This is a genomic window from Streptomyces sp. NPDC127117 (genome assembly GCF_042677325.1).
Taxonomy (GTDB): domain Bacteria; phylum Actinomycetota; class Actinomycetes; order Streptomycetales; family Streptomycetaceae; genus Streptomyces.
Genome location: NZ_JBHXTM010000044.1, coordinates 26,221 through 50,924, shown reverse-complemented (window position 1 = coordinate 50,924; position 24,704 = coordinate 26,221). Strand labels below are relative to the sequence as shown.

Genomic DNA, 24,704 nt, shown 5'->3' with positions numbered 1-24,704 from the left:
GCGGGTACTCCCTCTTCATGCGGGTGCGAGCGCCTCCAGGCTGCTCAGGTCCTCGGCGGACAGCCGGATCTCCCGGGCCCCCAGGTTCTCCGCCAGATGGACGGTCGAACCGGTGCCCGGGGTCGGGCACAGCACGGGGGACCGGTGCAGCAGCCAGGCGAGGGCGATCTGCCCGCGGGTGGCACCGTGCCGATCGGCGATCCCGGCGAGAGCCGCTGCGGCATCGCCGGTCAGAGCGCCGTTGGCCAGCGGGAACCAGGGCAGAAAGGCCAGGCCGTGGGCCTCGCACACCTTCAGTACCGCGTCCGAGGAACGGTCGAGGAGATTGAACCGGTTCTGCACCGAGGCGATCCCGGTCAGGGAGAGAGCCTGCTCCAGCTGGTCGGCGGTAAGGGTGTCCAGACCGATGTACCGGATCTTACCTTCCTGCCGCAGCGCATCCAGCGTGCCCAACTGGTCGGCCATCGGTACCTCCGGGTCCAGCCGGTGCAGCTGGTAGAGGTCGATCCGGTCCGTCCGCAGCCGTCGCAGACTGGCCTCGCACATCGCCCGCAACTGCTCCGGCCGACCCGCGACGTGCCAGGCGGCATCGCTCGTGCGCACCACCCCGCCCTTGGTCGCGATCACCAGATCGTCGCGGTACGGGTGGAGCGCCTCGGCGACGAGCTCCTCGGCCAGCCCCGGCCCGTAGTTGTCGGCGGTGTCGAAGAGCGTGACCCCCTGCTCGGCGGCCGCCCGCAACACGGCCACGGCATCCTCCCGCTCGCCGCGCGGCCCCCAGTATCCGGGTCCGGTCAGCTGCGCGGTGCCGTGGCCGAGCCGCCGTACGGGCACCTCGCCGCCGAGCAGGAACGTATCGTCGAGCGGCCGTGGCATGGATGACATCCCGCAATGCTAGAACCATGCCCCGCCCGGCAATCCGCCACCGCCCCGACCCTCGTTCCGGTCCGGTCGGGGAACGGCCTGGCGAGCGCCGGGGCCGGATACCGGGGCCGGCTCAGGTGGTGACAGTGAGGATTGCCGAGCCGGTCGTCCGGTGCGCCGCGTCCTCGGCGTACACCCGGAAGTACAACGTCCGGCCGGCCGCCAGGCGGAACGTGAACGAGTTGCCGGTCAGCAACGGCCCCGAAGCCCGGATGAAGCACGGCCCATCGGCAGTCGTGGGCCCGCTGCAACCCCCCTCGCGATACCCCGTCGTCACCGTGTCGGCCACGTCCTTCGGATCCCACCGGACGGTGACCTGCTCGGTGGCCGCGTCATAGCTGTACACCAACCCGGTCGGTGCCGGCGCCGCCGCGGCCCGGGTGATCCCGGCCGGCGCGGCCACCGCCGGAACGGTGGTGGCTCCCCCCGCCGCCACCAGCGCGATGAGCACCGCCGCCGCGCGGCGGGCGATCCGTATGCGGTCTCGCATGTTCCCTCCAGGATGCCGGTCGATCGGACCGGGGGAACGGTACGAGCGCGGCCGAAGACATGGATGGCCGCGGGCGGACGGCGGGATGACGAACAGCTGAAGCCTTGCCCGAACGAGAGGCCCTTGACGGGGCGTACTCCCGGGTCCGTCCGGCGGTTTCCCCGGCCATCCCCCGATACAGCGGTGTGAGCTTCCTGGAGGCGTGGTTCGACGACGTCGAAATCCGTCACCCCGAGATCGCGGAGCTGGTCGGCCAGGGGGGTGCCCACGCCGCCGACGGTGATCGCGGCATGTTCGCCCAGCGCAACGGCGGCAACCACATCCGCGTCCACCTGATCCAGCGTGTCCCGGCCGACTGGATCCGGGCAAGCGGCCTGACGCCCCGGGACACCGACGGAATCCGCTCCCTGCTCCTGGAACGCTTCGCCCACTGGTCGCCCGCCATGCGCCGGCTGATCAGCGACAACGACGGCCCCTACACCAGCCGCCCGATCCTCGCCCTGCCCGTCCCGCACACCTGGGAACACAACCCCACGGTGACCCTGCTCGGCGACGCCGCCCACCTGATGCCCCCGCTCGGCGTCGGCGTCAACCTCGCCATGCTCGACGCCGCCGACCTGGCCCTCGCCCTCGCCGACGCGGCCACCGTCGACGACGCCATCCATACCTACGAAAAGACCATGCTTCCCAGGTCGACCGAGATGGCCCGGCTCCTTGAGGGCGGCGCCGAGCAACTGCTGACCACCGAGATGCCCGACTGACGCAAGCGGTGTCGAAGCCGCTGTTCCGGAGGTCTGCCGGCCGGGCCATGCCGAGCGGGACTGCGAGCAGGGTGCGTCACCGCGGTGCGGTGGACGGGGTCCGTCAAGGCCGCGCGCGCCGAGCATCCCTAACGAGGGAAGTGTGTGCGCATAACTGCACTTGGCTGGTGTGCACGCATACGCCATCCCTACGGTCGTCCGTACCCGACTCACTGGTTGCGACAGGGGCGTACCCGCGATGGCGAAGACGATGACGATCAACGTGTACCAGGAGTGCTGCCCGGCCGCCGACCTCCGCCGGGTGGGTGCGTGCCGCCTCTGTCCCGGCAGGCAGACGATATCCGCGGCCGACAGCACGACGGAACGTCTGCACTGCGTCTGTCTCTGCCACACCCACCCGCGAGAGAGGACGGCACCATGAAGTGTGCCAAATGCGGCAACCAGATGAGTCGGAACGTCGGCGGTTGGTGGACGTGCTGGGGCTGCGGGAACACCCAGCCACCCGGATATACGGATGCCGGTGAACTGCCCCTGGTGCAATCGGCAATTGGGACCGTCACGGGCGGGGCGGCGCCGGTGCGCCGCGTGTCCGTACGAGATCGGCGTCGACGCGTGGACGTTCCACCTGGAACTGCTCGCCGAGCTGGAGGCCGACGAGAGAGCGTTCTTCGAGCGTGTGCGACAGCGCACCGAGCGCCTGCGGTCGCTGATGCCGGCATGGCAACGGACTCGCACTCGCTGAGCACAGCCCCTGCTCGCGGCCGCTGATCACGCCGGCCGGCGTGCGGGCGGGTCCTGCCCCGCCCGCATCCCAGCCCGCCGGAGTCCGGCTCCCGGCCGCGATCGGATCGGCTTGCGGAGCGTGTCGCTTTTCTTCAATCCGGGGGCGGAACGCGGTCATAGCCTGAGGGGCATGAAGAACGAGCACGCGCACATGACCGAAGTCGCCGCCGAGGCGGCCCGTATCGCCCGATCCATCAGCGCCGGGCAGCTCGACGCGCCGAACACGCCCTGCGGCGACTGGGACGTGCGCGGGCTCGTCAACCACTGGGTGCTGTACACCTCCCACGGCCTGGAGCACCGGGCCCTGCGCACGGATCTTCCGGAGGAGCTCACCACGCGTGACTTCACCGCCGACGCCGACTGGGCGCAGCAGTACGCCGAACAGCTGGACCGTGCCGTTGCCGCCTGGGCGGACCCGGCGGTCTGGGAGGGCGAGGTCGACCTCGGGGGATCGGCCTCGCCCGCCGCCGACATCGCCGCGATGCTCATCGAGGAGACGGCCCTGCACGGGTGGGACGTGGCCCGTGCCGTGGGGGAGGAGTTCCGGCTCTCCGACGAGGCGGCCGCCTACGTGCTCGGCGTCGTCGACAGCACCGCCGCGCTCTACCGGCAGTACGACGGCTTCGCCGACGAGGTGACGGTGCCCGCATCGGCGTCGGCGTTCGAGCGGGCGTTGGCCCACAGCGGACGAGACCCGCGTTGGACGGGAACCTCCTCCGCCTGAGCGCGTCCCCGCCCGATCACCCGGATGCCTCCTGCGGCAGCGGGGCACGCGAGCCCGGCATGATCATGATCCGGACGAAAGCCCCTAGTCCTGCCAGTAGAAGAGCAGGGTTTCGACGTTCAGGGGTTCGCGGCTGCCGAAGTAGTAGACGCAGAGTCCGGTCACCCGGATCGCGGCCGTGGCCGGGTCTATCCAGCGGAAGCCGGCCGACTCCAGGGCGGTGCGGGCCGTGCGGGTCGTCCGGTCGTCCTCGTCCGAGGTGACGAAACGGCCCAGGGTGCTGACGGAGAGTTCGCTCTCGCCGGACCTGATGACGTGGTAGGTGCCGCCGCCCTGCCTGTTGGCCTCACCGCAGGAGACCGGGGGCTCGGGTGTCAGGCCCGCCGCGGTGAGCGCTGTCATGGCCCGGCGGAGCCGGCCGTCCTCGTCAGGCGGGGGGAGCGGGGCGGCGCAGATGGCTTCCACCCGCCAGCGGGGGTCGCTGTTCTCCTCGCAGTCGTGGCCGTACTCCTGGAGGATCGCGCCGCGCAGTTCGTCGTCAAGGGAGTCCACCTCCACCCGGGGGCGGCCCAGCGAGTCGTATATCGCCCGGGTCTCGGCGGCGTCGCCGGTCAGGCGGTGCAGGGCGTACGCGGCCCACAGCCTGGCCTCGGGCGTCGGTGCCCCGCCGGGACGGAGGTAGTCGCGGATCCGGGCCGGGTCGGTCAGGAGGGACTGGGCGTTGTAGGCGACCGCGCGGTCGGGGTCCGCGAGTGCGGTGGTGATGTCCTGGCCGGCGCGGTGCAGGGCGCGGACGCGGAAGATACGGTCCTCGGGGCGGGCCTCACCCACGTCGGCCAGGATCGTCCCCGTGCCGTACCGGGCGACCAGCGCGTCCAGTCCGGCCTCGCCGATCGCCCGGAAGCGCGGCCACGGTTGGGCCGCCAGCGTCGCCAGTTCGCCGGCCGCCGAACGGTCACCGAGCAGCCCGCGCGCCTTGAGGATCGCCGCGGGCACACCGTACGAACTCTCCTTCCGCCGGTCCTTGTGGCTGAGCCAGGGCAGGAGTTCCGTGCGGTCCGCGAGGAGGTCCAGGAGTGCGATGCGGACCTCGCCGACGTCGTCGGGGTCGCGGATGCGGGCGATCAGTCCGGCGACGCGGTGCTCCGGCACCCGGCCGGTCAGCGCGATCACACAGGGCCTGCGGCGCCACCACGGATGCGCCGGATCGGCTGCGTACGCGGCGAGTTCGTCCGCGTCGTGCTCGCCCAGGGCCGTGGTGTCGGCCCGGCCGGCCTGCGGGATCAGTGTGTCGATGGTTCGCATCGGGAGATGCTAGCGAGCGGGATGTGCTCGCCGAAGTGGCCCAGTGGATGGGGTCATGAATGGCCCGGAGTGTGGTGCCAATGTCCGGCTAGGGTCGGGACATGAAAACAACCGTCGACTTCTACTTCGACCCGGCTTGCCCGTTCGCCTGGATCACCTCCCGCTGGATGCTGGAGGTCGAGCAGCAGCGCGACATCGATCTCCGATTCCGTGTCATGAGTCTCCACCTGCACAACATCGGCAATGAACTCCCCGACTGGTACCGGGACCTGGTCGACAGGTCCATCGGTCCGGTGCGCGTCGCGGTCGCCGCGGCGGACGCCCACGGCGACGGTGTGCTCCGTGATCTCTACACGGCGATGGGCGTCCGGATCCACCGGCAGAAGAACGAGGACTTCGACGAGGTGATCGCCGAGTCCCTGGCGGAGCTCGGGCTGCCCGCCTCGCTCGCCGACGCCGCACACTCGCAGGCGTACGACGAAGCACTCCGGCGCAGCCATGACGCGGGCAAGGACCCGGAGGCGGACGCGTACGTCGGTACGCCCACGATCCATGTCGACGGGGCGGTGTGGTTCGGGCCCGTCCTGCGGGCGGCACCGAGCGGCGAGGAGGCCGGCCGGCTCTTCGACAGTTTCCGGGTGCTCGCCGGAAGCCCGGACCTCTTCGAGCTCAAGCGGACCCGTACCGGCCGGCTGGACGTGGGGTGAGCGGGGGCCGGGTCAGGCGGTGAGCGCCGCGGGCCGGGCGGCCGCGCCGCGGGCCTCGTCGTAACGGGTCAGCAGCAGTCGCGCCAACTCCGGTGCGGGGCCCAGTACATCGGCCAGCACGTCCGCGCCGGCCGCCCCTTCGGCGATCCGGTCCGGGAGCCGGCCGGGAGCGATGACGTACGGCGCCACCGCCACCCGGCGCACGCCTTCGGCCCGCAGGGCCCGTACCGCGTCCTCGGTACGGGGGAAGCCCCCGGGAGATGTGGCGGAGGCGAACGCAGGCCGCACGGAACACCAACCGGTGTGCCGCAGCTCCCGCGCGATTTCAGCGATCACTGCGATCGCCTCCGGGTCCGTGGAGCCCGCCGAGGCCAGGACGAGCCCGGTCGAGCTTCGGTCACCGGGACGGATCCCGGCCTCTCGCAGGCGCCGTTCCAGCGCCGAGTTCAGCAGCGGTGACGGGCCGAGCACCTCGGCCTGCCCGACCCGCAGCCGGGGCAGCCTGGTCCGGGCCTCGTGCAGCACCGTCGGGATGTCGGACTTGGCGTGGAAGGCCCGGGTGAGGAGGAGGGGGAGGGCGATGACCTCCTGCGCGGCCTTCGTGCCCAGGCGTTCCAGGACCCTAGGCACCGACGGTGCGTTGAAGTCCAGGAAGCCCGTCTCCACGCGCAGCCCCGGCCGCAGCGACCGTACCCGCGCGGTGAGCGCGTGGACGGTCGCCGCGTGCCGAGGATCGCGGCTGCCGTGGGCGATGACGAGGAGCACCGGAGCGGTCATGGTCGTACTCAGTTCTTGACGAGGAGGCCGCGGCTGCGCAGCACCCACCGCTCCAGCGGACTGAAGATCAGCAGGTCGATCGCGATGCCGACGGTGAGGATCAGGATGATGGCGAGGAACACCATCGACATGCTGCTGGTCTCCCGGCCCTGTTCCAGCAACTGGCCCAGGCCCACCCCCAGATCGGGTGAGGAGGCGATGATCTCGGCGGCCATCAGCGAACGCCAGGAGAACGCCCAGCCCTGCTTCAGGCCCGCCAGATAGCCGGGCAGCGCGGCCGGCAGCACGATGTGCCAGGTGCCGCGCAGCCCGGTGGCGCCCAGCGTCCGGCCGGCCCGCAGATGCAGCGGAGGGATCTGGTCGACACCCGAGACCAGACCGTTGGCGATCGACGGGACCGCGCCCAGCAGGATCACCGCGAACATCATCCTGTCGTTGAGGCCCAGCCAGATCACCGCCGGGGGCACCCACGCCACCGAGGGCAGCGACTGGAGCCCGGAGAGCACCGGGCCGATCGCGGCCCGCACCAGCTTGACGCGCGACACCAGCAGTCCCAGGGGAGTGCCGATGACCAGCGCCAGCAGGAAGCCGAGCAGACCGCGCGAGACGCTGGTCCAGATGAAGCCGAGCAGGGTGCCCTGCGCCCAGGCGTCGGTCACCTCGCCCCAGACCAGGGACGGCGACGGCAGCTTGTAGTCGTCGGTGACCTTCGCCCAGATCAGGATCTGCCAGACGGCGAGCACCAGGACCACCGCCACGACCGGCGGCAGCACCTTGCGCACCAGCACCTCGCGGACCGGGGTCCGGCTGACCCGCACCGCGTCGAGTGCGTCCAGCCCCGCCTCCAGGCCCGCCAGGTCCTGGGCGTTGTCCTTGGCGGCGGTCTCAGTGCTGGCCATGTCGGCGGATCTCCCCACGCAGTTCTTCGGTGATCTCTACGGACAGCTCGGCCACCGCGGTGTCCTCGATGCGGCGCGGCTGGTCGATGTCGACCGTCCACTCCCGGGCGACCCGGCCCGGCCGCGACGAGAGCAGGACGACCCGCTCGGCGAGCCGGACCGCCTCGCGCACGTTGTGCGTGACGAAGAGGACCGAGATGTTCGTCTCGCGCCAGATCCGGGTCAGCTCGTCGTGCAGCACGTCCCGGGTGATGGCGTCGAGAGCGGCGAACGGCTCGTCCATCAGCAGCAGTTGGCTGTCCTGGGCGAGCGCGCGGGCCATCGCCACCCGCTGCCGCATGCCGCCCGAGAGCTCATGCACCCGCTTCCCGTACGCCCCGCCGAGCCGTACGAGTTCGAGCAGCCGCTCCGCCTCGGTGCGGCGGTCGGACTTGGGCACGCCGCGCAGCCGCAGCGCGAGTTCGATGTTCTTGCCCGCGGTCAGCCACGGGAAGAGGGCGTGCTCCTGGAACATCAGGGCCGGCCGCCCGCCGGGGGTCTCGATGGACCCCGCGGTCGGGCGGTCGAGTCCGGCCACCAGGTTGAGCAGGGTCGACTTCCCGCACCCGGAGGCGCCCAGGAGGGTGACGAACTCGCCGGGAGCGACATCGAGTGTGATGTCGTCCAGGACGAGCTGCTGCCCCTCCGGTCCGCCGAAGGACTTCGAGACGTGGTCGATGCGGGCGGCGTGCCCGACCGCCGTGCGGTCCTCGGCCTTGGTGAGCGTGGTGGTCGCCATGGTCGTCACCTCCTGGGAATCCTGTTCGGGTGCCGGACGCTCTTACTTGACGCCCAGACCGGCGTCGGCGACCTCGGGCTTGCCCGCGGCCTTGAGGATCTTGTTCAACGGCTTCAGGTCGTAGATGCCCGTCAGGTCCGGCTGCTCCAGCAGACCGGCCTTCACCGCGTGCTCGGCCTCGGCGTCGAGCGTGGCGGCCAGCGGATCGTCGATGAACTGGACGGACTTCCAGGCCGGGTCGAGGATCTCGGCCGGCAGCGCCTTGCCGCTCAGCTCCTTGAGCGCGGTGTTGGCGGAGACCTTCGCCCTGTCCGGGTTGGCGTTGATCCACGCGTTGGTGGCGACCGTGCCGCGCAGCACCGCCTCGACGACGTCCCCGTGCTCGGCGAGGAACTTCTGCGACACGATGATGTTGGTGATCACGAACTTCCTGTCCGGCCACAGCGTCGACTCGTCGAGGAGTTCCTTCGCGCCCTGGGCGACCAGCTTGGAGGCGGTCGGCTCGGGCACCCAGGCACCGTCGATGGAACCCGAACGGTAGGCGTCCGGCGTCACCTTGTTGTCCGTGCGGACCACCGAGACATCGCCCTTGCCGCTGTTGGCGTCGACCTTCCAGCCCTTCTCGGAGATCCAGTTGAGGAAGGCCACGTCCTGGGTGTTGCCGAGCTGCGGGGTGGCGATCTTCTTGCCCTTGAGGTCGTCCAGGGTCTTGATCTTCTTCGGGTTGACGACCAGCTTCACCCCGCCGGACGCCGAACCCCCGATGATCCGCAGGCTCTTGCCCTTGGACTTGGTGAAGCCGTTGATGGCGGGCGAGGGGCCGATGAAGCCGATGTCGATCGAGCCCGCGTTGAGCGCCTCGATCTCGGACGGACCGGCGTTGAACGTCGACGGCTTGACCGCGGTGGAGCCGAGCTCCTTGGCGATGATGCCCTCCTGGATACCGACCAGGGCCGTGGCGTGGGTGAGGTTCGGGAAGTAGCCGATCTTCACGGTGTCCGTGGAGAGCTTCTTGCCGCCGGCCGGGGCGTCCGCCGCCTTGACGCCGTCCTGTTTCGCCTCGGAGCCGTAGCCGCAGGCGGTGAGCGCGACGGCGAGCAACGGGAGGGCGGCGACAGCGGCGAGGCTGCGGCGCAGCGTGGTACGGGGGGCAGGCACGGGAGGTTTTCCTCTCGTTGGCCCGGTGCGCGCGTCCCTCGGTGCTTACGGGGACGCGGCCGGGAGGTCGGCAGGTCTTCGTCTGAACTGGCGGTGCGGGCCGTGCGGTTGGAGCGAGTGGGCGCGCAGGCGGTGCGCGTACGTCATCGCGCACATCGCGCAACCCCGCCCTGGCCGCTGCCGAGGGCGCCGCTGCCGATGCGGCCGCCCTCCTTCGCGAACGTGGAGAAGATGTCGATGGTCATCAGAAGTCCCACTCCGCGTCGTCCGCGGGCGCCGCACCGGACTCGGCCGCGGCGGCGAACGAGGCGCCCGCCATGCCGGCCGTCAGCGTGGTGCCGTCCGCCGGGTCGATCAGCAGAAACGATCCGGTGCGCCGGGAGTCCGCGTACGCGTCGAGCGCGAGCGGCTCCGCGGTACGGACGACGACCCGGCCGATGTCGTTGGCGACGAGCTGTCCGGGCGCCGGGTGCTGGGAGAGGTCGTCCAGCGTGAGGCGCGAGGGGATGTCCTTGACGATCGCCTTGACCGTGCGGGTGGTGTGCTTGAGCAGCACCCGCTGGCCGACGGAGAGCGGCTGGTCCGCGACGTGGCAGACGGTCGCCTCGACGTCCCTCGTGACCGCCGGCGCGTCGTCGGCCGGTGCGATCAGGTCGCCGCGCGAGATGTCGATGTCGTCGGCCAGCCGGATGGTCACCGACTGGGGCGCCCAGGCGATGTCCACGCTCTCGCCGAGCGCGTCGATCCCGGCGATCGTCGAGGTACGGCCGGACGGCAGTACGGTGACGGCCTCGCCCACCCGGAACGCGCCGGCGGCGATCTGGCCCGCGTAGCCCCGGTAGTCGGGGTGCTCCGCGGTCTGCGGCCGGATCACGTACTGGACCGGGAACCGGGCGTGGCAGGCGGTGAGGTCATGGCTGACCGGCACCGTCTCCAGGTGCTCCAGGACCGTCGGCCCGCCGTACCAGTCCATGTGCGCGGACGGCTCCACGACGTTGTCACCGGCCAGCGCGGAGATCGGGATCGCGGTGATCTCCGGGACGCCCAGCGAAGCGGCGTACGCGGTGAACTCCTCGGCGATCGCGGCGAACACCGGCTCCGCGTAGTCGACCAGGTCCATCTTGTTGACGGCCAGCACCACGTGCGGCACCCGCAGCAGCGCCGCGACGGCGGCGTGCCGGCGGGTCTGCTCGACGACCCCGTTGCGGGCGTCGACCAGCACGACGGCCAGCTCGGCCGTCGAGGCGCCGGTCACCATGTTCCGGGTGTACTGCACATGCCCCGGGGTGTCGGCCAGGATGAACCGGCGCCGCGGTGTCGCGAAGTAGCGGTAGGCGACATCGATGGTGATGCCCTGCTCGCGCTCGGCCCGCAGCCCGTCGGTCAGCAGCGCCAGGTCGGGCGCCTCCTGGCCCCGGCTGCGCGAGGCGTGCTCGACGGCCTCCAGCTGGTCGGTGAGGACCGACTTGGAGTCGTGCAGCAGACGTCCCACGAGGGTGGACTTGCCGTCGTCGACGGACCCCGCGGTGGCGAACCGCAGCAGGGTGGTGGTCGACAACTGCTCCGCATGCTGGGTGTGTGTGGACATTTAGAAGTACCCCTCGCGCTTACGGTCTTCCATCGCGGCCTCGGACATCTTGTCGTCGGCACGCGTCGCGCCCCGCTCGGTGAGCCGGGAGGCGGCGATCTCGGTGATCACGTCGTCCAGCGTCGTCGCGTCCGAGTCGACGGCGCCGGTGCACGACATGTCGCCGACCGTGCGGTAGCGCACCTGCCGGGTCTCGACGCTCTCGTGGTCCTTGGGACCGCCCCAGTCACCGGCGGTGAGCCACATGCCGTTGCGGTTGAAGACCTCGCGCTCATGGGCGAAGTAGATCTGCGGGAGCTCGATGCCCTCGCGGGCGATGTACTGCCAGACGTCCAGCTCGGTCCAGTTGGAGATCGGGAACACCCGGACATGCTCACCGGGGGCGTGCCGGCCGTTGTACAGCTGCCACAGCTCGGGGCGCTGGCGGCGCGGATCCCACTGGGAGAACTCGTCGCGCAGCGAGAAGACCCGCTCCTTGGCGCGCGCCTTCTCCTCGTCGCGGCGCCCGCCGCCGAACACCGCGTCGAAGCGGTGCTGCTGGATCGCCTCGGTCAGCGGAACGGTCTGCAACGGGTTGCGGGTGCCGTCCGGGCGCTCGCGCAGCTTCCCGGCGTCGATGTACTCCTGCACGGAGGCGACATGGAGCCGCAGCCCGTGCCGGGCCACCGTACGGTCGCGGTACTCCAGCACCTCGGGGAAGTTGTGCCCGGTGTCGACGTGCAGCAGGGTGAACGGCACCGGCGCGGGCGCGAACGCCTTGAGCGCCAGATGCAGCATCACGATGGAGTCCTTGCCGCCGGAGAACAGGATCACCGGCCGCTCGAACTCGCCCGCCACCTCGCGGAAGATGTGCACGGCCTCGGACTCCAGGGAGTCCAGGTGGCTGAGTGCGTACGGATTGTCGGTGCCTTCGGACACGGTCGCGACGGTCGTCATGCCGCACCCCTCTCGCTCAGCAGCGCGTACAGCTCCGCCGCGGACTCCTGCACGGTCTGCCGGTGCGACTCGATCCGCAGGTCGGGCGACTCGGGCGCCTCGTAGGGGTCGTCGACCCCGGTGAGGCCGCTGATCTCGCCCGCCGCCTGCTTGGCGTAGAGCCCCTTCACATCGCGTTCGGAGCACACCTCGACCGGGGTCGCGACATGGACCTCCAGGTACGCGGTGCCCTCGGTCCGGTGCCGCTTGCGCACCGCGTCCCGGCTGTCCGCGTACGGGGCGATGACCGGGACCAGCACCTTCACGCCGTTGGCCGCCAGCAGCTCGGCGACGAAGCCGATCCGCTGGACGTTGGTGTGGCGGTCCTCGCGGGAGAAGCCGAGGCCCGCGGAGAGGAACTCCCGGATCTCGTCGCCGTCGAGCACCTCCACGCGGTGGCCCTCGCCGCGCAGCCGCCCGGCGAGTTCGTACGCGATGGTGGTCTTGCCCGCGCTCGGCAGACCGGTCAGCCAGATGGTGGCTCCCGTCTCCGTCACGCTCATCGAAGTCTCCTGATCAGTCGTCATCAGTCGTGCAGCCCGCACTCGGTCTTGCCCCGGCCGGCCCAGCGCCCGGCCCGTGCGTCCTCGCCCTCCAGCACCCGGCGGGTGCAGGGCGCGCAGCCCACGGAGGCGTAACCGTCCATCAGCAGCGGGTTGGTGAGTACGCCGTGCTCCGCGACGTACGCGTCGACGTCGTCCTGCGTCCAGCGGGCGATCGGCGAGACCTTCACCTTCTGCCGCTTCGCGTCCCAGCCGACGACCGGCGTGTTCGCCCGGGTGGGGGACTCGTCTCGGCGCAGCCCGGTCGCCCAGGCCGTGTACCCGGTCAGGCCCTCCTGGAGCGGCTTGACCTTGCGCAGCGCGCAGCACAGGTCGGGGTCGCGGTCGTGCAGCTTCGGCCCGTACTCGGCGTCCTGCTCGGCCACCGTCTGCCGGGGCGTGAGGGTGATGACGTTGACGTCCATCACCGCCTCGACCGCGTCACGGGTGCCGATCGTCTCCGGGAAGTGGTAGCCGGTGTCGAGGAAGACCACGTCCACGCCGGGGAAGACGCGCGAGGCGAGGTGGGCGACGACCGCGTCCTCCATGGAGGAGGTGACGCAGAACCTCCCGCCGAAGGTGTCGGCGGCCCACTTCAGGATCTCCGGCGCGGAGGCGTCCTCCAGCTCACGGCCGGCCCGGGCGGCCAGGGTCTCCAGGTCCTCGGTCCGTAGAGTGTCCGTCATATCCCGTCCCCTTCAACGTCGTTGCGCTGCAGTCCCCGGGTCAGCAGACCCAGGAACTTGAGCTGGAACGCGCGGTTGCAGGAGGCACATTCCCAGGCGCCGTGGCCGCTCTCGTGCGGGCGCAGGTCCTCGTCCCCGCAGTACGGGCAGTAGAACGGCGCGGCGCGTTCGCTCATGACAGCGACTCCGCGCCGGCCCGCGCCGCCCAGGTCGCGAAGCGCTCGCCGTCCTCGCGCTCCTCCAGGTAGTGGCCCAGGACCCGCTCGACGTAGTCGGGCAGCTCGGCCGAAGTGACCTTCAGGCCACGGACCTTGCGGCCGAACCCGGCCTCCAGGCCCAGGGCGCCGCCCAGGTGCACCTGATAGCCCTCGACCTGGTTGCCGTCCTCGTCCAGGACCAGCTGGCCCTTGAGGCCGATGTCGGCGGTCTGGATGCGGGCGCACGCGTTGGGGCAGCCGTTGATGTTGATGGTGAGCGGCTCGTCGAACTCCGGCAGGCGGCGCTCCAGTTCATCGATCAGCGCGGCGCCGCGCGCCTTCGTCTCGACGATGGCCAGCTTGCAGAACTCGATGCCGGTGCAGGCCATCGTGCCGCGCCGGAACGGCGAGGGCCGCACCTGGAAGTCGAGCGCCTCCAGGCCGGAGACCAGGGAGTCCACCTGGTCCTGCGCCACATCGAGGATGATCATCTTCTGCTCGACGGTGGTACGCAGCCGGTCCGAGCCGTGCGCCGCCGCGAGGTCGGCGATCTTGGCGAGCGTGGAGCCGTCCACCCGGCCGACCCGGGGGGCGAAGCCGACGTAGTAGCGGCCGTCCTGCTGCTGGTGCACGCCCACGTGGTCGCGCCAGCGGCTGCTGGGCTGCTCGGGTGCGGGGCCGTCGGTCAGCGGGCGCTTCAGGTACTCGTCCTCCAGCACCTGGCGGAACTTCGCCGGGCCCCAGTCGGCCATCAGGAACTTCAGCCGGGCGCGGTTGCGCAGCCGCCGGTATCCGTAGTCGCGGAAGATGCCGACGACCCCGGCCCAGACGTCCGGAACCTCGTCCAGCGGCACCCAGGCGCCCAGCCGCTCGGCGAGCCGCGGGTTGGTGGAGAGTCCGCCGCCCACCCAGACGTCGAAGCCCGGACCGTGCTCGGGGTGGACCACGCCGACGAACGCGATGTCGTTGATCTCGTGGACCACGTCCTGCACCGGCGAGCCGGAGATCGCGGTCTTGAACTTGCGCGGCAGGTTGGAGAATTCCTTGTTGCCGATGTACCGGTCGTGGATCTCGTCGACGGCGGGCGTGCCGTCGATGATCTCGTCGGAGGCGATGCCGGCCACGGGGGAGCCGATGATCACGCGGGGGCAGTCGCCGCACGCCTCGGTGGTGGAGAGCCCGACGGCCTCCAGCCTCTCCCAGATCGCCGGCACGTCCTCGATGCGGATCCAGTGCAGCTGGATGTTCTGCCGGTCGGTGATGTCCGCGGTGCCGCGTGCGTACTCCTGAGAGATCTCGCCGATCACCCGCAGCTGTGCGGTGGTCAGCCGGCCGCCGTCGATCCGGACCCGCAGCATGAAGAACTTGTCGTCCAGCTCCTCCGGCTCCAGGATCGCGGTCTTGCCGCCGTCGATCCCGGGCTTGCGCTGGGTGTAGAGGCCCCACCAGCGCATCCGGCCGCGGAGATCGTTGGGGTCGATCGAGTCGAAACCGCGCTTGGAGTAGATCGTCTCAATGCGTGTCCGCACATTGAGACCGTCGTCATCCTTCTTGAACTGCTCATTGCCGTTGAGCGGAGTGTGGTGCCCCACGGCCCACTGGCCTTCGCCACGGTGGCGTCCGGCCTTGCGGCGGGGCGTGGTGGTCGCAGGCTGTTCCGGGGTAGCGGCCATGACAGTACGTCCTTCGGGACTACAGGAGGGCGGCTCTGAACTGCACACTCGCGCTGAGGCGCGGCGGTGCGCAGGGTTTGCAGAGAAAAGGGGATCGCGGCGGTGCTGGGACTCTCAGCTCGCCGGACAGATGGCGCTGGACACACGGCCGAGGTCGACGTGGCGTCGACTCACCAAGGCAATTCCAGTTCCAGGCATGACGGAAGCGTGGCACGCGAATCTCGGGCCAGTCCACCACTATCCAAGATGTGGACGAGAGTGTCCCGCTATGCGAGACACTGTGGCGCTCGTCACGGAAAGTGTCCGGGTCGAACCGCCCGTAATGGCCGCAATCCCCCCCCACGGTCTGTCAACGGAACACGGCAGCGCGAGCGTCCGTCAACGGAACGCGGCAGCGCGAGCGGAGGGCCGCCCTCCTGTCGTACCTACCGCCCGGACCCGGGCCACGGACCCGGCGTCTCCACCTCCGGCTCCAGCTCCACCTTCGTGTCGAAGAGCCGGAAACCGCGCCGCAGATAGTTGTCCATGGCGTACGGGCCGTCCTTGGAGCAGGTGTGCAGCCACACCCGCTTCGTCGGCGTCCGCTCCGGCGAGCGCTCCGCCAGGTCCCAGGCCCGGGCGACCCCGTAGGAGAGGAGATGACCGCCGATCCGGCGTCCCCGGAAAGCCGGGATCAGCCCGAAGTACATGATCTCGACCGTGCCCTCGTCCTGCGGGTCCAGCTCCAGGTAGCCAGCCGGGGTGCCGTTCGCGTACGCCACCCAGGTCTCGGCCCCCGGCCGGTCCAGGGCCTCCTGCCACTGCGCGTACGTCATGCCGAGCCGGTCGGTCCACCGGATGTCGCCGCCGACCGCCGTGTAGAGGAACCGGCTGAACTCGGGGAGCGGTATCTCGGACCGCACGATCCGCACATCGCCCTCCGGGACCGCGGCGGGCCGCAGGTCGTCGGGGGAGGTCTGTTCCAGGGACCAGATGGTCACTTCGGCGGTGGCGGCGGTGCTGTGTGCGGGGTTGTTCATGGCTGCCAGGGAACCATGCCCCGCCGCCTGCGCCAAAGCCGGTCCCGAAGCGCGGACGGCGGACCGCCGGCGGAGCGGGCCCGGATCCGCCGCGGGCCCCCTCAGTCGGCCGTACGCGCCCTGACCACCACCGGAGCCGTGGAGTGCGGCAGCAGATCGGCCGGGTGGTCCGGGTGGATCACCTCCACCTCGACGTCCTCACCGAAGCGGTACGGGCGGTGCGCGAGCACCTGGGCGAGATGGCGGCGCATCCGGGAGATCTCCGCCCGCACCGTCACCGTCCGGGTCGCGTCGCCGAAGATGTCCTGGGCCAGCTCGGACGCCGTACGCCCCTCCGGGTGCAGCGCCAGGGCGTACAGCAGCTCCGCATGGCGCGGCGAGAGCCGCTGCGTCCAGGTGCCCACCGCACCCACCACATTGACCGTGAGACCGCGGGGACGGCTCAGATCCAGCACCACCCGCTGCGGCGCCCCGTCCGAAGGCCCCTCCGCGACCTGGATCAGCCAGCCGCCGGGCAGCGGCTCGACCCGGCACATGCCGAGCGACGGCAGCCACACCCGGCCCGGCCGCAACGACTTGGGCAGCGGCAGCCGGTCCACCGGCGGCATCCCGGTCACCGCGGCCAGCCAGCCGTGGGTGTCCACCGCCAGGGCCCGGCCGCCCAGCCGGCACACCAGCGGCGCCGCCACCGAACGCAGCCGGTCGATCGCCTGCAGATGCCGGTTCCTGATCTCGCTCTCCGCCAGCCTGGCGACCGAACTGACCAGGGCGAGCGTCGTCGGATGGAACGTGGACGCGGGACCGCTCATGTCGACGATGCCCATCATCCTGCCGTCGCGCGGGTCACGGACCGGGGCCGCCGCACACGTCCAGCTGTGCAGCGTGCGGACGAAGTGCTCCGAGGAATGGACCTGGACCGGGACGCGGGAGACCAGTGCCGTACCGATCGCGTTCGTCCCCGTGCTCTCCTCCGCCCAGGCCGCGCCCTCCGCCAGACAGACGTCGTCCGCCCGGCGCAGCACCCCCGCGTTGCCCCGGCGCCACAGCACCCGGCACTCCACATCGGTGACCACCATGATCTGCTGGGCGGCGTCCGCCAGGGCGACCAGACCGTCGTTGAGCAGCGGCATCACCTCGCCCAGCGTCGAGCTCCGGCGACGGTGCTCGATCTCGTCCACATCGAGCAGCGGGCTCTCGGTCGACTGGTCCGGATCGATGCCGCTGCGCAGCACCCGGTCCCACGAGGCACCGATCTCGGCCCGCGGGGCGACCGCCGGGCGGTCGCCGACGAGCGCGGCTTCCCTGGCCCGGTGGATCGCACGGGCGGCCCCCGCGGTCTGCGGGACAGCAGGCCGGGGCACCCCTGAGGCGCTGGTCTCCACTCTCGTTTCCCCCCACATGCCAGGGCCGACTCGACGATCCACGGCCCCATCCTGCCGCCGCGAGGGGCCCGGTACCGCGCACTCCGCACAATGGTTGCAACCCTTTGCAACTCTGGCGAGAGGGTGCGGGTCCGTACGAGAGTGGTGGAACACCGCGCGGCGGAGCCCTGGTTCCATCGTCGGCGTGCACAACATGGAGGGTGGTGCCGTGTCGGCGCAGCACCACCCTCCGTTGCTGTGCGCGGGGCGGTTCTCAGTGCGCGACGGGCCGCGCCCGTGCGACGACCGATGCCAGATCCAGGGTGTGCGGCAGCGTCCCGAAGGACGCGCCCCGGTCCGCGCCCAGCCGTGACGCGCAGAACGCGTCGGCCACTTCCGGCGGCGCCCACCGCACCAGCAGCGAACCCTGGAGCACCAGCGCCATCCGCTCCGCAAGACGGCGGGCCCGCGCCTCGATCCCCTCCAGATCGGCCAGCTCCGTCAGCATGTCCTTGATCGCCCCGTCCAGCCGGTGATCGGCCCCGCGCGCCCTGCCGACCTCCTGGAGGAACGCGTTCAGCGCCATCGGCTCACGCTGCAGCGCCCGGAGCACATCCAGCGCCTGCACGTTCCCGGTGCCCTCCCAGATGGAGTTGAGCGGCGCCTCACGCAGCAGCCGGGGCATCCCGGACTCCTCGACGTAACCGTTTCCGCCCAGACACTCCAGAGCCTCGCCCACCGCCGGTGTGCACCGCTTGGTCACCCAGAACTTCGCCGCCGGCACCGCGATCCGCAGGAAGGCCCGCTCGCTCTCCGACCCGTCGTCGTACGCCGCCGCCAGCCGCATCGCCAGCACCGTCGCGGCCTCCGACTCCAGCGCCAGATCGGCCAGCACATTGCGCATCAGCGGCTTCTCGACCAGCACCCCGCCGAACGCGCTGCGGTACGTACAGTGGTGGATCGCCTGCGCCACCGCCTGCCGCATCAGCGCCGCCGACGCGACCACGCAGTCCAGCCGGGTCGCCGCCACCATCTCGATGATGGTGCGCACCCCGTGCCCCTCCTCGCCGACCCTGCGCGCCCAGCTGCCGTCGAACTCGACCTCGGCCGAGGCGTTCGACCGGTTGCCCAGTTTGTCCTTGAGCCGCTGGATCGCGAAGGGGTTGCGGGTGCCGTCGGGCAGCACCCGGGGCAGCAGAAAGCACGTCAGTCCGCCGGGCGCCTGCGCCAGCACCAGGAAGCCGTCGGACATCGGCGCCGAGCAGAACCACTTGTGCCCGGTGAGCAGATACTCGCCCGCCGCGGCCAGCGGCTCGGCCCGGGTCGTGTTCGCCCGTACGTCCGTGCCGCCCTGCTTCTCCGTCATCCCCATCCCGAGGAGCGCCCCGGCCTTCCCCGCGGCGGGCCGCAGCCCCCGCTCGTACACCCTTGAGGTGAGCAGCGGCTCCCACTCGGCGGCCAGCTCCGGATCGGTGCGCAGCGCGGGCACCGCCGCGTGTGTCATCGACACCGGGCAGCCGTGCCCGGCCTCGGCCTGCGTCCACACGAGGAAGCCGGCCGCCCGCCGTACGTGGCCGCCGGGCCGGCCCCAGCCACCGGTCAGGCCCGAGCCGACCGCGTGGCCGAGCAGCCGGTGCCATGCCGGATGGAACTCGACCTCGTCGATGCGATGGCCGTACCGGTCGTGCGAACGCAGCACCGGCGGATCGGCGTTCGCCTGCGCACCCCACTCCTGTACCTGGGCGGAGCCCGCGGCCCGGCCCAGCTCACCGAGTTCGCCCCGGACTTCGGCCAGTAGCGCGGGTGCTGTGTGACGTTGCACGGCCTCGGTGAGCACCCGGTCGGTGCCGAAGACGTCGTAGCCGGTCAGCGGCGGTACCTGGTTGGACACGGTGTGGGTGGTGGCTGCCATGCCGATACGGTAAGGATGTGCAGGCAGCAAACGAAACACCCGAGCGGCCACCGGGTCGGCTCCACCGGGCCCGAGTCCTCTACCGCAACGTATCCAAGCGGCAGATGGCCTGGCAGTTGCTCAAGGACACCGTCAACTCGTGCATGGAGTACCGCATTCTCGGGCTCGCCGCCGAGGCGGCGTTCTTCACCCTGCTGTCCCTGCCGCCCCTGCTCCTCGGCCTGATCGGACTGCTCGGATACGTCGACGAGTGGACCAGCACCACCACGGTCGCCTCCATCGAGCGCAACATCCTCAACGCCGCGCAGACCGTGCTCAGCGAGCGGGGCGTCAACGACTTCGCCAAGCCGCTGCTGGCGGACGTCTCCACCGGTGCCCGGCCCGATGTCATCTCGATCGGCTTCGCCATCGCGCTCTGGTCCGGCTCCCGCGCGGTCAATGTCTTCATCGACACGATCACCGTGATGTACGGACTCGACGGCCAGCGCGGCATCGTCAAGACGCGGCTGCTCGCCTTCCTGCTGTACGTCGTCGCGCTGCTGCTCGGCGCCGTCGTGCTGCCGCTGCTGGTCGTCGGCCCCGACCGGGTCGTGGAGTTCGTCCCGTGGGGCACCGAGCTCATAAGCGTCCTGTACTGGCCGCTGGTGATCCTGCTGTCGATCGCGTTCCTGACGACGCTCTACCACGTGTCCGTGCCGGTCCGTTCGCCGTGGATCGAGGACATGCCGGGCGCGCTGGTCGCGCTGGCGATGTGGGTGCTCGGCAGCTTCCTGCTCCGGATCTACCTCACCAGTACGGTCGAGGGGCCCACGATCTACGGCTCCTTGGCGGCCCCGATCGCCGTGCTGCTGTGGATCGGCATCTCCGCGTTCGCGGTGCTGGTGGGCGCGGCGGTCAACGCGGCCATCGACCGGGTCTGGCCCTCGCTGGCGACGGCCGCCGCCCGTGCGGCGAACGACCGGGTACGGGCGGCCCAGGCGGCGGAGTTCGTCGCCCGGACGCAGGCCGGGAACCAGGAGGACTGGGACGACGATGACGACGACGACGGGAGCGACGTCGGCGACAGCCCCTACATGCCCTCCGAGTTTCCCGAGCGCTGGTCGAAGTTCCTGCCGCCGGACGACGTGAAGTCCAGGCTGCAACCGAGCCGCGACAAGGAGCCGGAGAAGCCGGACCCGGAAAAGCGGGACGAGGAGTCCGGCGGCTGAGCGGCTTCTACGGCGCGGGCGTGGGCGCCGGCACGGTCGGCTCCGCGGGTGCCGCGGGTACCGCCAGAGTCGTGGGTGCCGCGGGTACCGCCGGTGCCTCGGGTACCGCCGGTGTCGCGCCGGGGGACCAGGACAGCTTGACCGTCAGATGCCCCTCGACCGAGCTCTTGGCGATCACCGCGCCGGCCTCCGCCGTGATCTTCACCCCGAATTCCAGCTCCACCCCGTCCGGCTTCAGGGCGCCGTCCCGGAACACCGCGAGGGCGGACTCCGCCGCCGACCGGATTCCCGTCAGCGCGCTGTCGAACGTACGTCCGGCTCTGGCCAGGGTGTTGTCGTCGCCCAGCGCGACCAGCTGCGCGCCCGGCGTGTGCCGGTCGACCTCGACCGTGACGGTCGCGCCGCTCTCGGTGGTGAACTCCATCAGTGCCGTCATGACCGTCCCCGGGAAGCTGATTCCGTTCGCCGACGAGATTAGCGTGTGAGGCATGGGAGACAGGTACGAAGAGCGGACGTCGCGGTTCGACGGTGCGATCGTGTGGACGCTGAGCGTGCCGGAGGGATCGGTCCATCCGGTGCTGCCCGACGGCTGCATGGACCTGCTCTGGACCGGTGGCCGGCTGCTCGTCGCGGGCCCCGACAGCCGTGCCGTGACGCCGTCCGCCCCGGCCGGAGGGCGGTGCGCCGGCATCCGGTTCGCGCCCGGCACGGCCCCCACGCTGCTCGGGGTGGCGGCGTACGAGCTGCGCGACCGCCGCGTCGAACTCGCCGACCTGTGGCCGGCAGGCCGGGTCCGGGTACTCACCGAACAACTCGCCGAGGCAGCCGACCCGGCTGCCGCGCTGGAGGATGTCGCGCTGCGCCGGGCGGCCGACACCGCGCCGCCGGACCCGGTGATGCGGTACGTCGCCGACCGGCTCGACGCCGGATGGTCCGTCGCGGAGACCGCGCACCGGGCCGGTCTGGGCGCCCGCAAGTTGCACCGCCGTTCGCTCGCGGCCTTCGGCTACGGGCCCAAGACGCTCGCCCGGGTCCTGCGCCTTCAGCGCGCGCTGGCCCTCGCCCGGTCCGGGGCGCCGTACGCCGAGGCGGCGGTCGAGGCGGGCTGCACCGACCAGGCCCATCTCGCCCGGGAGATGCGCGACCTGGCCGGAACCACCCTGACCGCCTACCTGGCCCGCTGAGGTCTGCCTCGTTCCAGCAGTTGGGGCCTGCCGCCTCAGCCGTTGGCGGCGAACAACGACACCGCGCAGCCGTCCGGGTCGAGGACCGTCGCGTAACGCTGCCCCCACACCGCGTCCCACGGCTTCAGATGTCCCCGGTATCCCGCGCCGGTCAGGTCGTCGTACACCGCGTCCACCTCCGCCGGGCTGTCGCACAGGAAGGCCAGTGAGAGACGGTCACCGCCGGTCGGCGCGGTCCATCCGGGGTCGAACGAGCGGACGACGTCCTCGGTGTCCCAGAGCATCCGCTGCCCGCCGGGGAGCGTCACTTCGACATGAGGTGCGGATTCCGCTCCGGCCGGGATGTCGAGGCCGAGCCGGCGGTAGAAGGTGAGCGATGCGGCCAGATCCGCCGTGACGATGCCGATCGCGTCCATGCGTGGAGTCATGCTCCGACCGTATGCCGGGCCGCGGCGCGGGTCTTGTACGAATCGGACATGGCCGGTACGCGGGACGGGTGCTGCCGGGGGAGCCCTGGCAGCACCCGTTCGCCACCACGCCTACGTCGCGTCGGCCACGCAGTCGGCGGGTGATGTGCCCGGGTCCGTCAGGGCGAGGCCGAGCTGTGCGCGTTCGGTGACCCAGCGGCTCGGGCGATGGCGCGGATCGCCCGTCGTGCGGTGCAGGGCCCGGTGCAGCTCCAGCATCCGGTCCGCGCCGATCCGGTCGCCCCAGGCCAGCGGGCCGACGGGGTAGCCGAGCCCGGCGGTGACGGCCAGGTCGATGTCGGCGGGAGCCGCGATGGAGCGCTCCGCGATTCCCGCCGCGACCGACACGATCGAGGCGAGCAGCCGCTGGGCGACCGAGCCCGCGGTGTCCCGCACCACCGAGACCGCCCACGGCTCCTCGCCCTGTGCCGCACGGGCCAGCACCGCGCGGGCGTCACGTGCGGCGGCCGGGTCCGCAGCCGGGGTCACGGCCAGCACCCGGCGCCGGCCGGCCGCGGGCAGCGGATCCACGCCGAAGGTGCGCCCCGCGGGCAGCCCGTGTCCGGCGACCGCCCCGGCCACCGTGGTGCCCCAGAGCGGAACCAGCACGAGGGCCCCGGCGGACGGCCGGTCGCCGGTCTCGACCACGCGGCCCGCGGCGGTCAGCGCGGTCCGCAGCGCGGCCGCGTCCCGGTCCTGCCCCTCGGTGCCGTGGACGAACACCGGACGGTCCGCGTCGCCGGTGACCGGCGGCTCGGGGGCGGGGGCGGGCGCCTGGGGGCCGTACGCGTACCAGCCGTGCCCGGTCTTGCGGCCGTGCAGCCCGGCCGCCACCCGGTTCGGGGTGAGGTAGGAGGGGCGGAGCCGGTCCGCGTACCGGAAGCCCTGCCAGATCGAGTCGATCACCGCGGCCGTCACATCGAGGCCGGTGAGGTCCATCAGCTCGAACGGGCCCATTCGCAGGCCCAGTACGTCTCGGGCGATCCGGTCGATGTCCGCCGGATCGCCGGCCGTCTCCTCCAGCAGTGCGAGCGCCTCGGTCACCAGCCCGCGCCCGGCGTGATTGACGAGGAAGCCGGGGGTGTCGGCGACGGTGACCGCGCGGTGGCCGCAGCTCTCGACGAGTGCGGTGAGGGCCGGCGGGATCTCCGGGCGGGTGGCGGCGCCGGGCACGATCTCGACGATCTTCATCAGCGGCACCGGGTTGAAGAAGTGCAGCCCGGCCAGGCGAGTCGGGTCCTCCAGCGCCGCGGCGATCCGGGTGACCGACAGGGACGAGGTGTTGGTGGCGAAGACGGCCGTCGCGGGCAGCGCCTTCTCCAGCCGGCCGAAGACCTCCGTCTTGGTGTCGAGGTCCTCCCGCACGGCCTCGACGACCAGCTCGACGTCCGGGCCCTGCGCCCACGGGTCGTCGAGCGGGATCAGCCGCTCCAGGGCGGCGGCGCTGTCCTCGGCGGACATCCGGCCCTTCTGGACGGCCCGTTCGAGCATCGACCGTACGAAGTCCACGGCGGCCGTCACGGCCTCCGTGCGCACGTCGCACAGTTCGACGGTGTGTCCGGCGGTCGCCGCCCACTGGGCGATGCCGCGGCCCATGGCCCCGGCGCCGACGATCCTGATACGCATGGCGGTTGCGGTCCTCTCGGGGTGTGACATGTGATCCGTCCGGGTCGGCGGGTGTGACATGTGATCCGTCCAAGCCGACGGGTGTGACATGTGACCCGTCCAAGCGAACGGGTGTGACATGTGATCCGTCTCAGCGAAGATAGACGCGGTCCGGGTCCACGTCCTCACGCAGCAGCCGGAGTTCGGCCGCGGTCGGCGGCGGGACGGTGCCGACCGTGTCGGCCACCTTCAGGTCCCAGCCGGTGGCCGCCCGTACCTGCTCGACGGTGACACCGGGGTGGACGGCGACCAGATGGAGCTCCTCGCCGACGCCCACGCGGGCCAGGATGCCCAGTCCGGTGATGACCCGGGTGACTCCGGCGCCCAGCGGCCGGATGCCCTCGGCCAGTGCCCGGTCCGGTCCGGGCGTGGTGCAGAAGTCCAGGGTTTCGGTGAAGGAGCGCGGATCGTGGCGGCGCATCACCACGAAGACCTCACGGGAGTTGGCCATCACCTCGATGCCGCCTCCGGAGCCGGGCAGCCGGACCGAGGGGCGGTCCCAGTCGCCGATCACGGAGGTGTTGAGGTTGCCCCACCGGTCGATCTGCGCGGCGCCCAGGAACCCCACGTCGATATGGCCGCCCTGGAGGACGCAGCCGAAGAGCGTGGGCATCGGGAGCACCGCCTCCGCACCGGTGATCAGGACCGCGTCGGCGATGGTCTCCGGCAGGTGCGAGGGATGCGCGCCGCAGACCCCGGACTCGTACACGACCTCGATCTCCGGGGCGACCGTCAGACGGGCCAGCTCGGTGGCGAGCGTCGGCAGGCCGATACCGGCGAACACGGTGCGGCGCGAGGTCAGTTCGCGGGAGGCGACGACGGAGAGCAGCTCCGAGGAGGTGATGGTGTCCGGTGCGGTGGTCGTGGTCGTGGTCGTGCTCGTGGTCGTCGTCATGGGGCGTTCCCTCTTCTGTTCCGTTT

Annotated in this window: 25 protein-coding genes and 2 pseudogenes; 6 read left to right on the top strand and 21 right to left on the bottom strand. The window is 71.4% G+C overall.

The features are described 5' to 3' along the window. Nucleotides 1-15: 15 nt before the first annotated feature. Nucleotides 16-885 (bottom strand): aldo/keto reductase, encoded by an 870-nt coding sequence (locus tag ACFVH0_RS30470; RefSeq protein WP_385825406.1) that lies wholly within the window; start codon nt 883-885, stop codon nt 16-18. Between the two features lie 112 nt (nt 886-997). Then, nucleotides 998-1,414 (bottom strand): hypothetical protein, encoded by a 417-nt coding sequence (locus tag ACFVH0_RS30465; RefSeq protein WP_385825404.1) that lies wholly within the window; start codon nt 1,412-1,414, stop codon nt 998-1,000. Between the two features lie 125 nt (nt 1,415-1,539). On the opposite strand from ACFVH0_RS30465, the pseudogene ACFVH0_RS30460 reads away from it, so the two are divergent. From ACFVH0_RS30460 to ACFVH0_RS30450, 3 genes and pseudogenes are all read left to right on the top strand, one after another. Further along, nucleotides 1,540-2,175 (top strand): annotated as a pseudogene (locus tag ACFVH0_RS30460) (FAD-dependent monooxygenase); the annotation flags it as partial. Nucleotides 2,176-2,722: 547 nt separating this feature from the next. Next, complete coding sequence (locus tag ACFVH0_RS30455; protein ID WP_385825402.1) at nt 2,723-2,917, top strand: hypothetical protein; 195 nt, start codon at nt 2,723-2,725, stop codon at nt 2,915-2,917. 171 nt (nt 2,918-3,088) lie between these two features. Further along, entirely contained in the window at nt 3,089-3,682 is a 594-nt protein-coding gene (locus ACFVH0_RS30450) for a TIGR03086 family metal-binding protein (RefSeq protein WP_385825400.1), read from the top strand. An 84-nt stretch (nt 3,683-3,766) separates the two neighbouring features. Here the strand turns inward: ACFVH0_RS30450 and ACFVH0_RS30445 are convergent, their stop codons facing one another. Next, nucleotides 3,767-4,987, bottom strand: a complete 1,221-nt coding sequence (locus ACFVH0_RS30445; RefSeq protein WP_385825398.1) for a hypothetical protein — start codon at nt 4,985-4,987, stop codon at nt 3,767-3,769. A gap of 101 nt (nt 4,988-5,088) precedes the next feature. On the opposite strand from ACFVH0_RS30445, the gene ACFVH0_RS30440 reads away from it, so the two are divergent. Then, nucleotides 5,089-5,694: a DsbA family protein gene (locus ACFVH0_RS30440; protein ID WP_385825396.1), complete on the top strand. Its 606-nt coding sequence runs from the start codon at nt 5,089-5,091 to the stop codon at nt 5,692-5,694. A 12-nt stretch (nt 5,695-5,706) separates the two neighbouring features. Here the strand turns inward: ACFVH0_RS30440 and ACFVH0_RS30435 are convergent, their stop codons facing one another. From ACFVH0_RS30435 to ACFVH0_RS30370, 14 genes are all read right to left on the bottom strand, one after another. After that, complete coding sequence (locus tag ACFVH0_RS30435) at nt 5,707-6,471, bottom strand: sirohydrochlorin chelatase (protein WP_385825394.1); 765 nt, start codon at nt 6,469-6,471, stop codon at nt 5,707-5,709. An 8-nt stretch (nt 6,472-6,479) separates the two neighbouring features. Further along, complete coding sequence (locus ACFVH0_RS30430) at nt 6,480-7,370, bottom strand: ABC transporter permease (RefSeq protein WP_385825392.1); 891 nt, start codon at nt 7,368-7,370, stop codon at nt 6,480-6,482. Next, nucleotides 7,357-8,148, bottom strand: coding sequence for an ABC transporter ATP-binding protein (locus tag ACFVH0_RS30425; protein ID WP_385825390.1), 792 nt, complete (start codon nt 8,146-8,148; stop codon nt 7,357-7,359). The genes ACFVH0_RS30430 and ACFVH0_RS30425 overlap by 14 nt, the downstream gene beginning before the upstream one ends. Nucleotides 8,149-8,190: 42 nt before the next feature. Further along, nucleotides 8,191-9,306, bottom strand: a complete 1,116-nt coding sequence (locus ACFVH0_RS30420; RefSeq protein WP_385825388.1) for an aliphatic sulfonate ABC transporter substrate-binding protein — start codon at nt 9,304-9,306, stop codon at nt 8,191-8,193. Nucleotides 9,307-9,550: 244 nt separating this feature from the next. After that, nucleotides 9,551-10,894, bottom strand: a complete 1,344-nt coding sequence (locus ACFVH0_RS30415) for a sulfate adenylyltransferase subunit 1 (RefSeq protein ID WP_385825386.1) — start codon at nt 10,892-10,894, stop codon at nt 9,551-9,553. Then, complete coding sequence (gene cysD / locus ACFVH0_RS30410; RefSeq protein WP_385825384.1) at nt 10,895-11,830, bottom strand: sulfate adenylyltransferase subunit CysD; 936 nt, start codon at nt 11,828-11,830, stop codon at nt 10,895-10,897. After that, complete coding sequence (cysC, locus tag ACFVH0_RS30405) at nt 11,827-12,396, bottom strand: adenylyl-sulfate kinase (protein WP_356481176.1); 570 nt, start codon at nt 12,394-12,396, stop codon at nt 11,827-11,829. Before cysC ends, cysD begins: the two co-directional genes overlap by 4 nt. Further along, nucleotides 12,396-13,097, bottom strand: coding sequence for a phosphoadenylyl-sulfate reductase (locus tag ACFVH0_RS30400; protein WP_385825382.1), 702 nt, complete (start codon nt 13,095-13,097; stop codon nt 12,396-12,398). Before ACFVH0_RS30400 ends, cysC begins: the two co-directional genes overlap by 1 nt. Continuing rightward, complete coding sequence (locus tag ACFVH0_RS30395) at nt 13,094-13,273, bottom strand: hypothetical protein (protein ID WP_124721237.1); 180 nt, start codon at nt 13,271-13,273, stop codon at nt 13,094-13,096. Before ACFVH0_RS30395 ends, ACFVH0_RS30400 begins: the two co-directional genes overlap by 4 nt. Continuing rightward, nucleotides 13,270-14,967, bottom strand: coding sequence for a nitrite/sulfite reductase (locus tag ACFVH0_RS30390; protein ID WP_385825380.1), 1,698 nt, complete (start codon nt 14,965-14,967; stop codon nt 13,270-13,272). Before ACFVH0_RS30390 ends, ACFVH0_RS30395 begins: the two co-directional genes overlap by 4 nt. 114 nt (nt 14,968-15,081) lie before the next feature. Further along, the gene (locus ACFVH0_RS30385) at nt 15,082-15,165 is read right to left on the bottom strand and encodes a putative leader peptide (RefSeq protein WP_317864749.1); all 84 of its coding nucleotides are present in this window, start codon (nt 15,163-15,165) and stop codon (nt 15,082-15,084) included. Nucleotides 15,166-15,392: 227 nt separating this feature from the next. Continuing rightward, a complete protein-coding gene (locus ACFVH0_RS30380) occupies nt 15,393-15,986 on the bottom strand; it encodes a GNAT family N-acetyltransferase (RefSeq protein ID WP_385825378.1) in 594 nt (197 codons plus the stop codon). Nucleotides 15,987-16,087: 101 nt separating this feature from the next. After that, entirely contained in the window at nt 16,088-17,386 is a 1,299-nt protein-coding gene (locus ACFVH0_RS30375; protein ID WP_385825438.1) for a GAF domain-containing protein, read from the bottom strand. 235 nt (nt 17,387-17,621) lie between these two features. Beyond that, nucleotides 17,622-19,259 (bottom strand): acyl-CoA dehydrogenase family protein, encoded by a 1,638-nt coding sequence (locus tag ACFVH0_RS30370; protein WP_385825376.1) that lies wholly within the window; start codon nt 19,257-19,259, stop codon nt 17,622-17,624. 104 nt (nt 19,260-19,363) lie between these two features. On the opposite strand from ACFVH0_RS30370, the gene ACFVH0_RS30365 reads away from it, so the two are divergent. Then, nucleotides 19,364-20,467: a YihY/virulence factor BrkB family protein gene (locus tag ACFVH0_RS30365; RefSeq protein WP_385825435.1), complete on the top strand. Its 1,104-nt coding sequence runs from the start codon at nt 19,364-19,366 to the stop codon at nt 20,465-20,467. 7 nt (nt 20,468-20,474) lie between these two features. On the opposite strand, the gene ACFVH0_RS30360 is transcribed toward ACFVH0_RS30365, so the two are convergent. Continuing rightward, a complete protein-coding gene (locus ACFVH0_RS30360) occupies nt 20,475-20,903 on the bottom strand; it encodes a CU044_2847 family protein (RefSeq protein WP_385825433.1) in 429 nt (142 codons plus the stop codon). Between the two features lie 52 nt (nt 20,904-20,955). On the opposite strand from ACFVH0_RS30360, the pseudogene ACFVH0_RS30355 reads away from it, so the two are divergent. Continuing rightward, a pseudogene (locus ACFVH0_RS30355) lies at nt 20,956-21,648 on the top strand (helix-turn-helix domain-containing protein); the annotation flags it as partial. Between the two features lie 38 nt (nt 21,649-21,686). On the opposite strand, the gene ACFVH0_RS30350 reads toward ACFVH0_RS30355, so the two are convergent. The 3 genes from ACFVH0_RS30350 to ACFVH0_RS30340 form a co-directional block, all read right to left on the bottom strand. Then, nucleotides 21,687-22,079 carry a VOC family protein gene (locus ACFVH0_RS30350; RefSeq protein ID WP_385825374.1) on the bottom strand — a complete coding sequence of 131 codons (393 nt, stop codon included), beginning with the start codon at nt 22,077-22,079 and terminating at the stop codon, nt 21,687-21,689. 111 nt (nt 22,080-22,190) lie between these two features. Further along, nucleotides 22,191-23,744, bottom strand: a complete 1,554-nt coding sequence (locus tag ACFVH0_RS30345) for a 3-hydroxyacyl-CoA dehydrogenase (protein WP_385825372.1) — start codon at nt 23,742-23,744, stop codon at nt 22,191-22,193. 130 nt (nt 23,745-23,874) lie between these two features. Next, nucleotides 23,875-24,678, bottom strand: a complete 804-nt coding sequence (locus tag ACFVH0_RS30340; protein WP_385825370.1) for a CoA-transferase subunit beta — start codon at nt 24,676-24,678, stop codon at nt 23,875-23,877. Between the last annotated feature and the right edge of the window lie 26 nt (nt 24,679-24,704).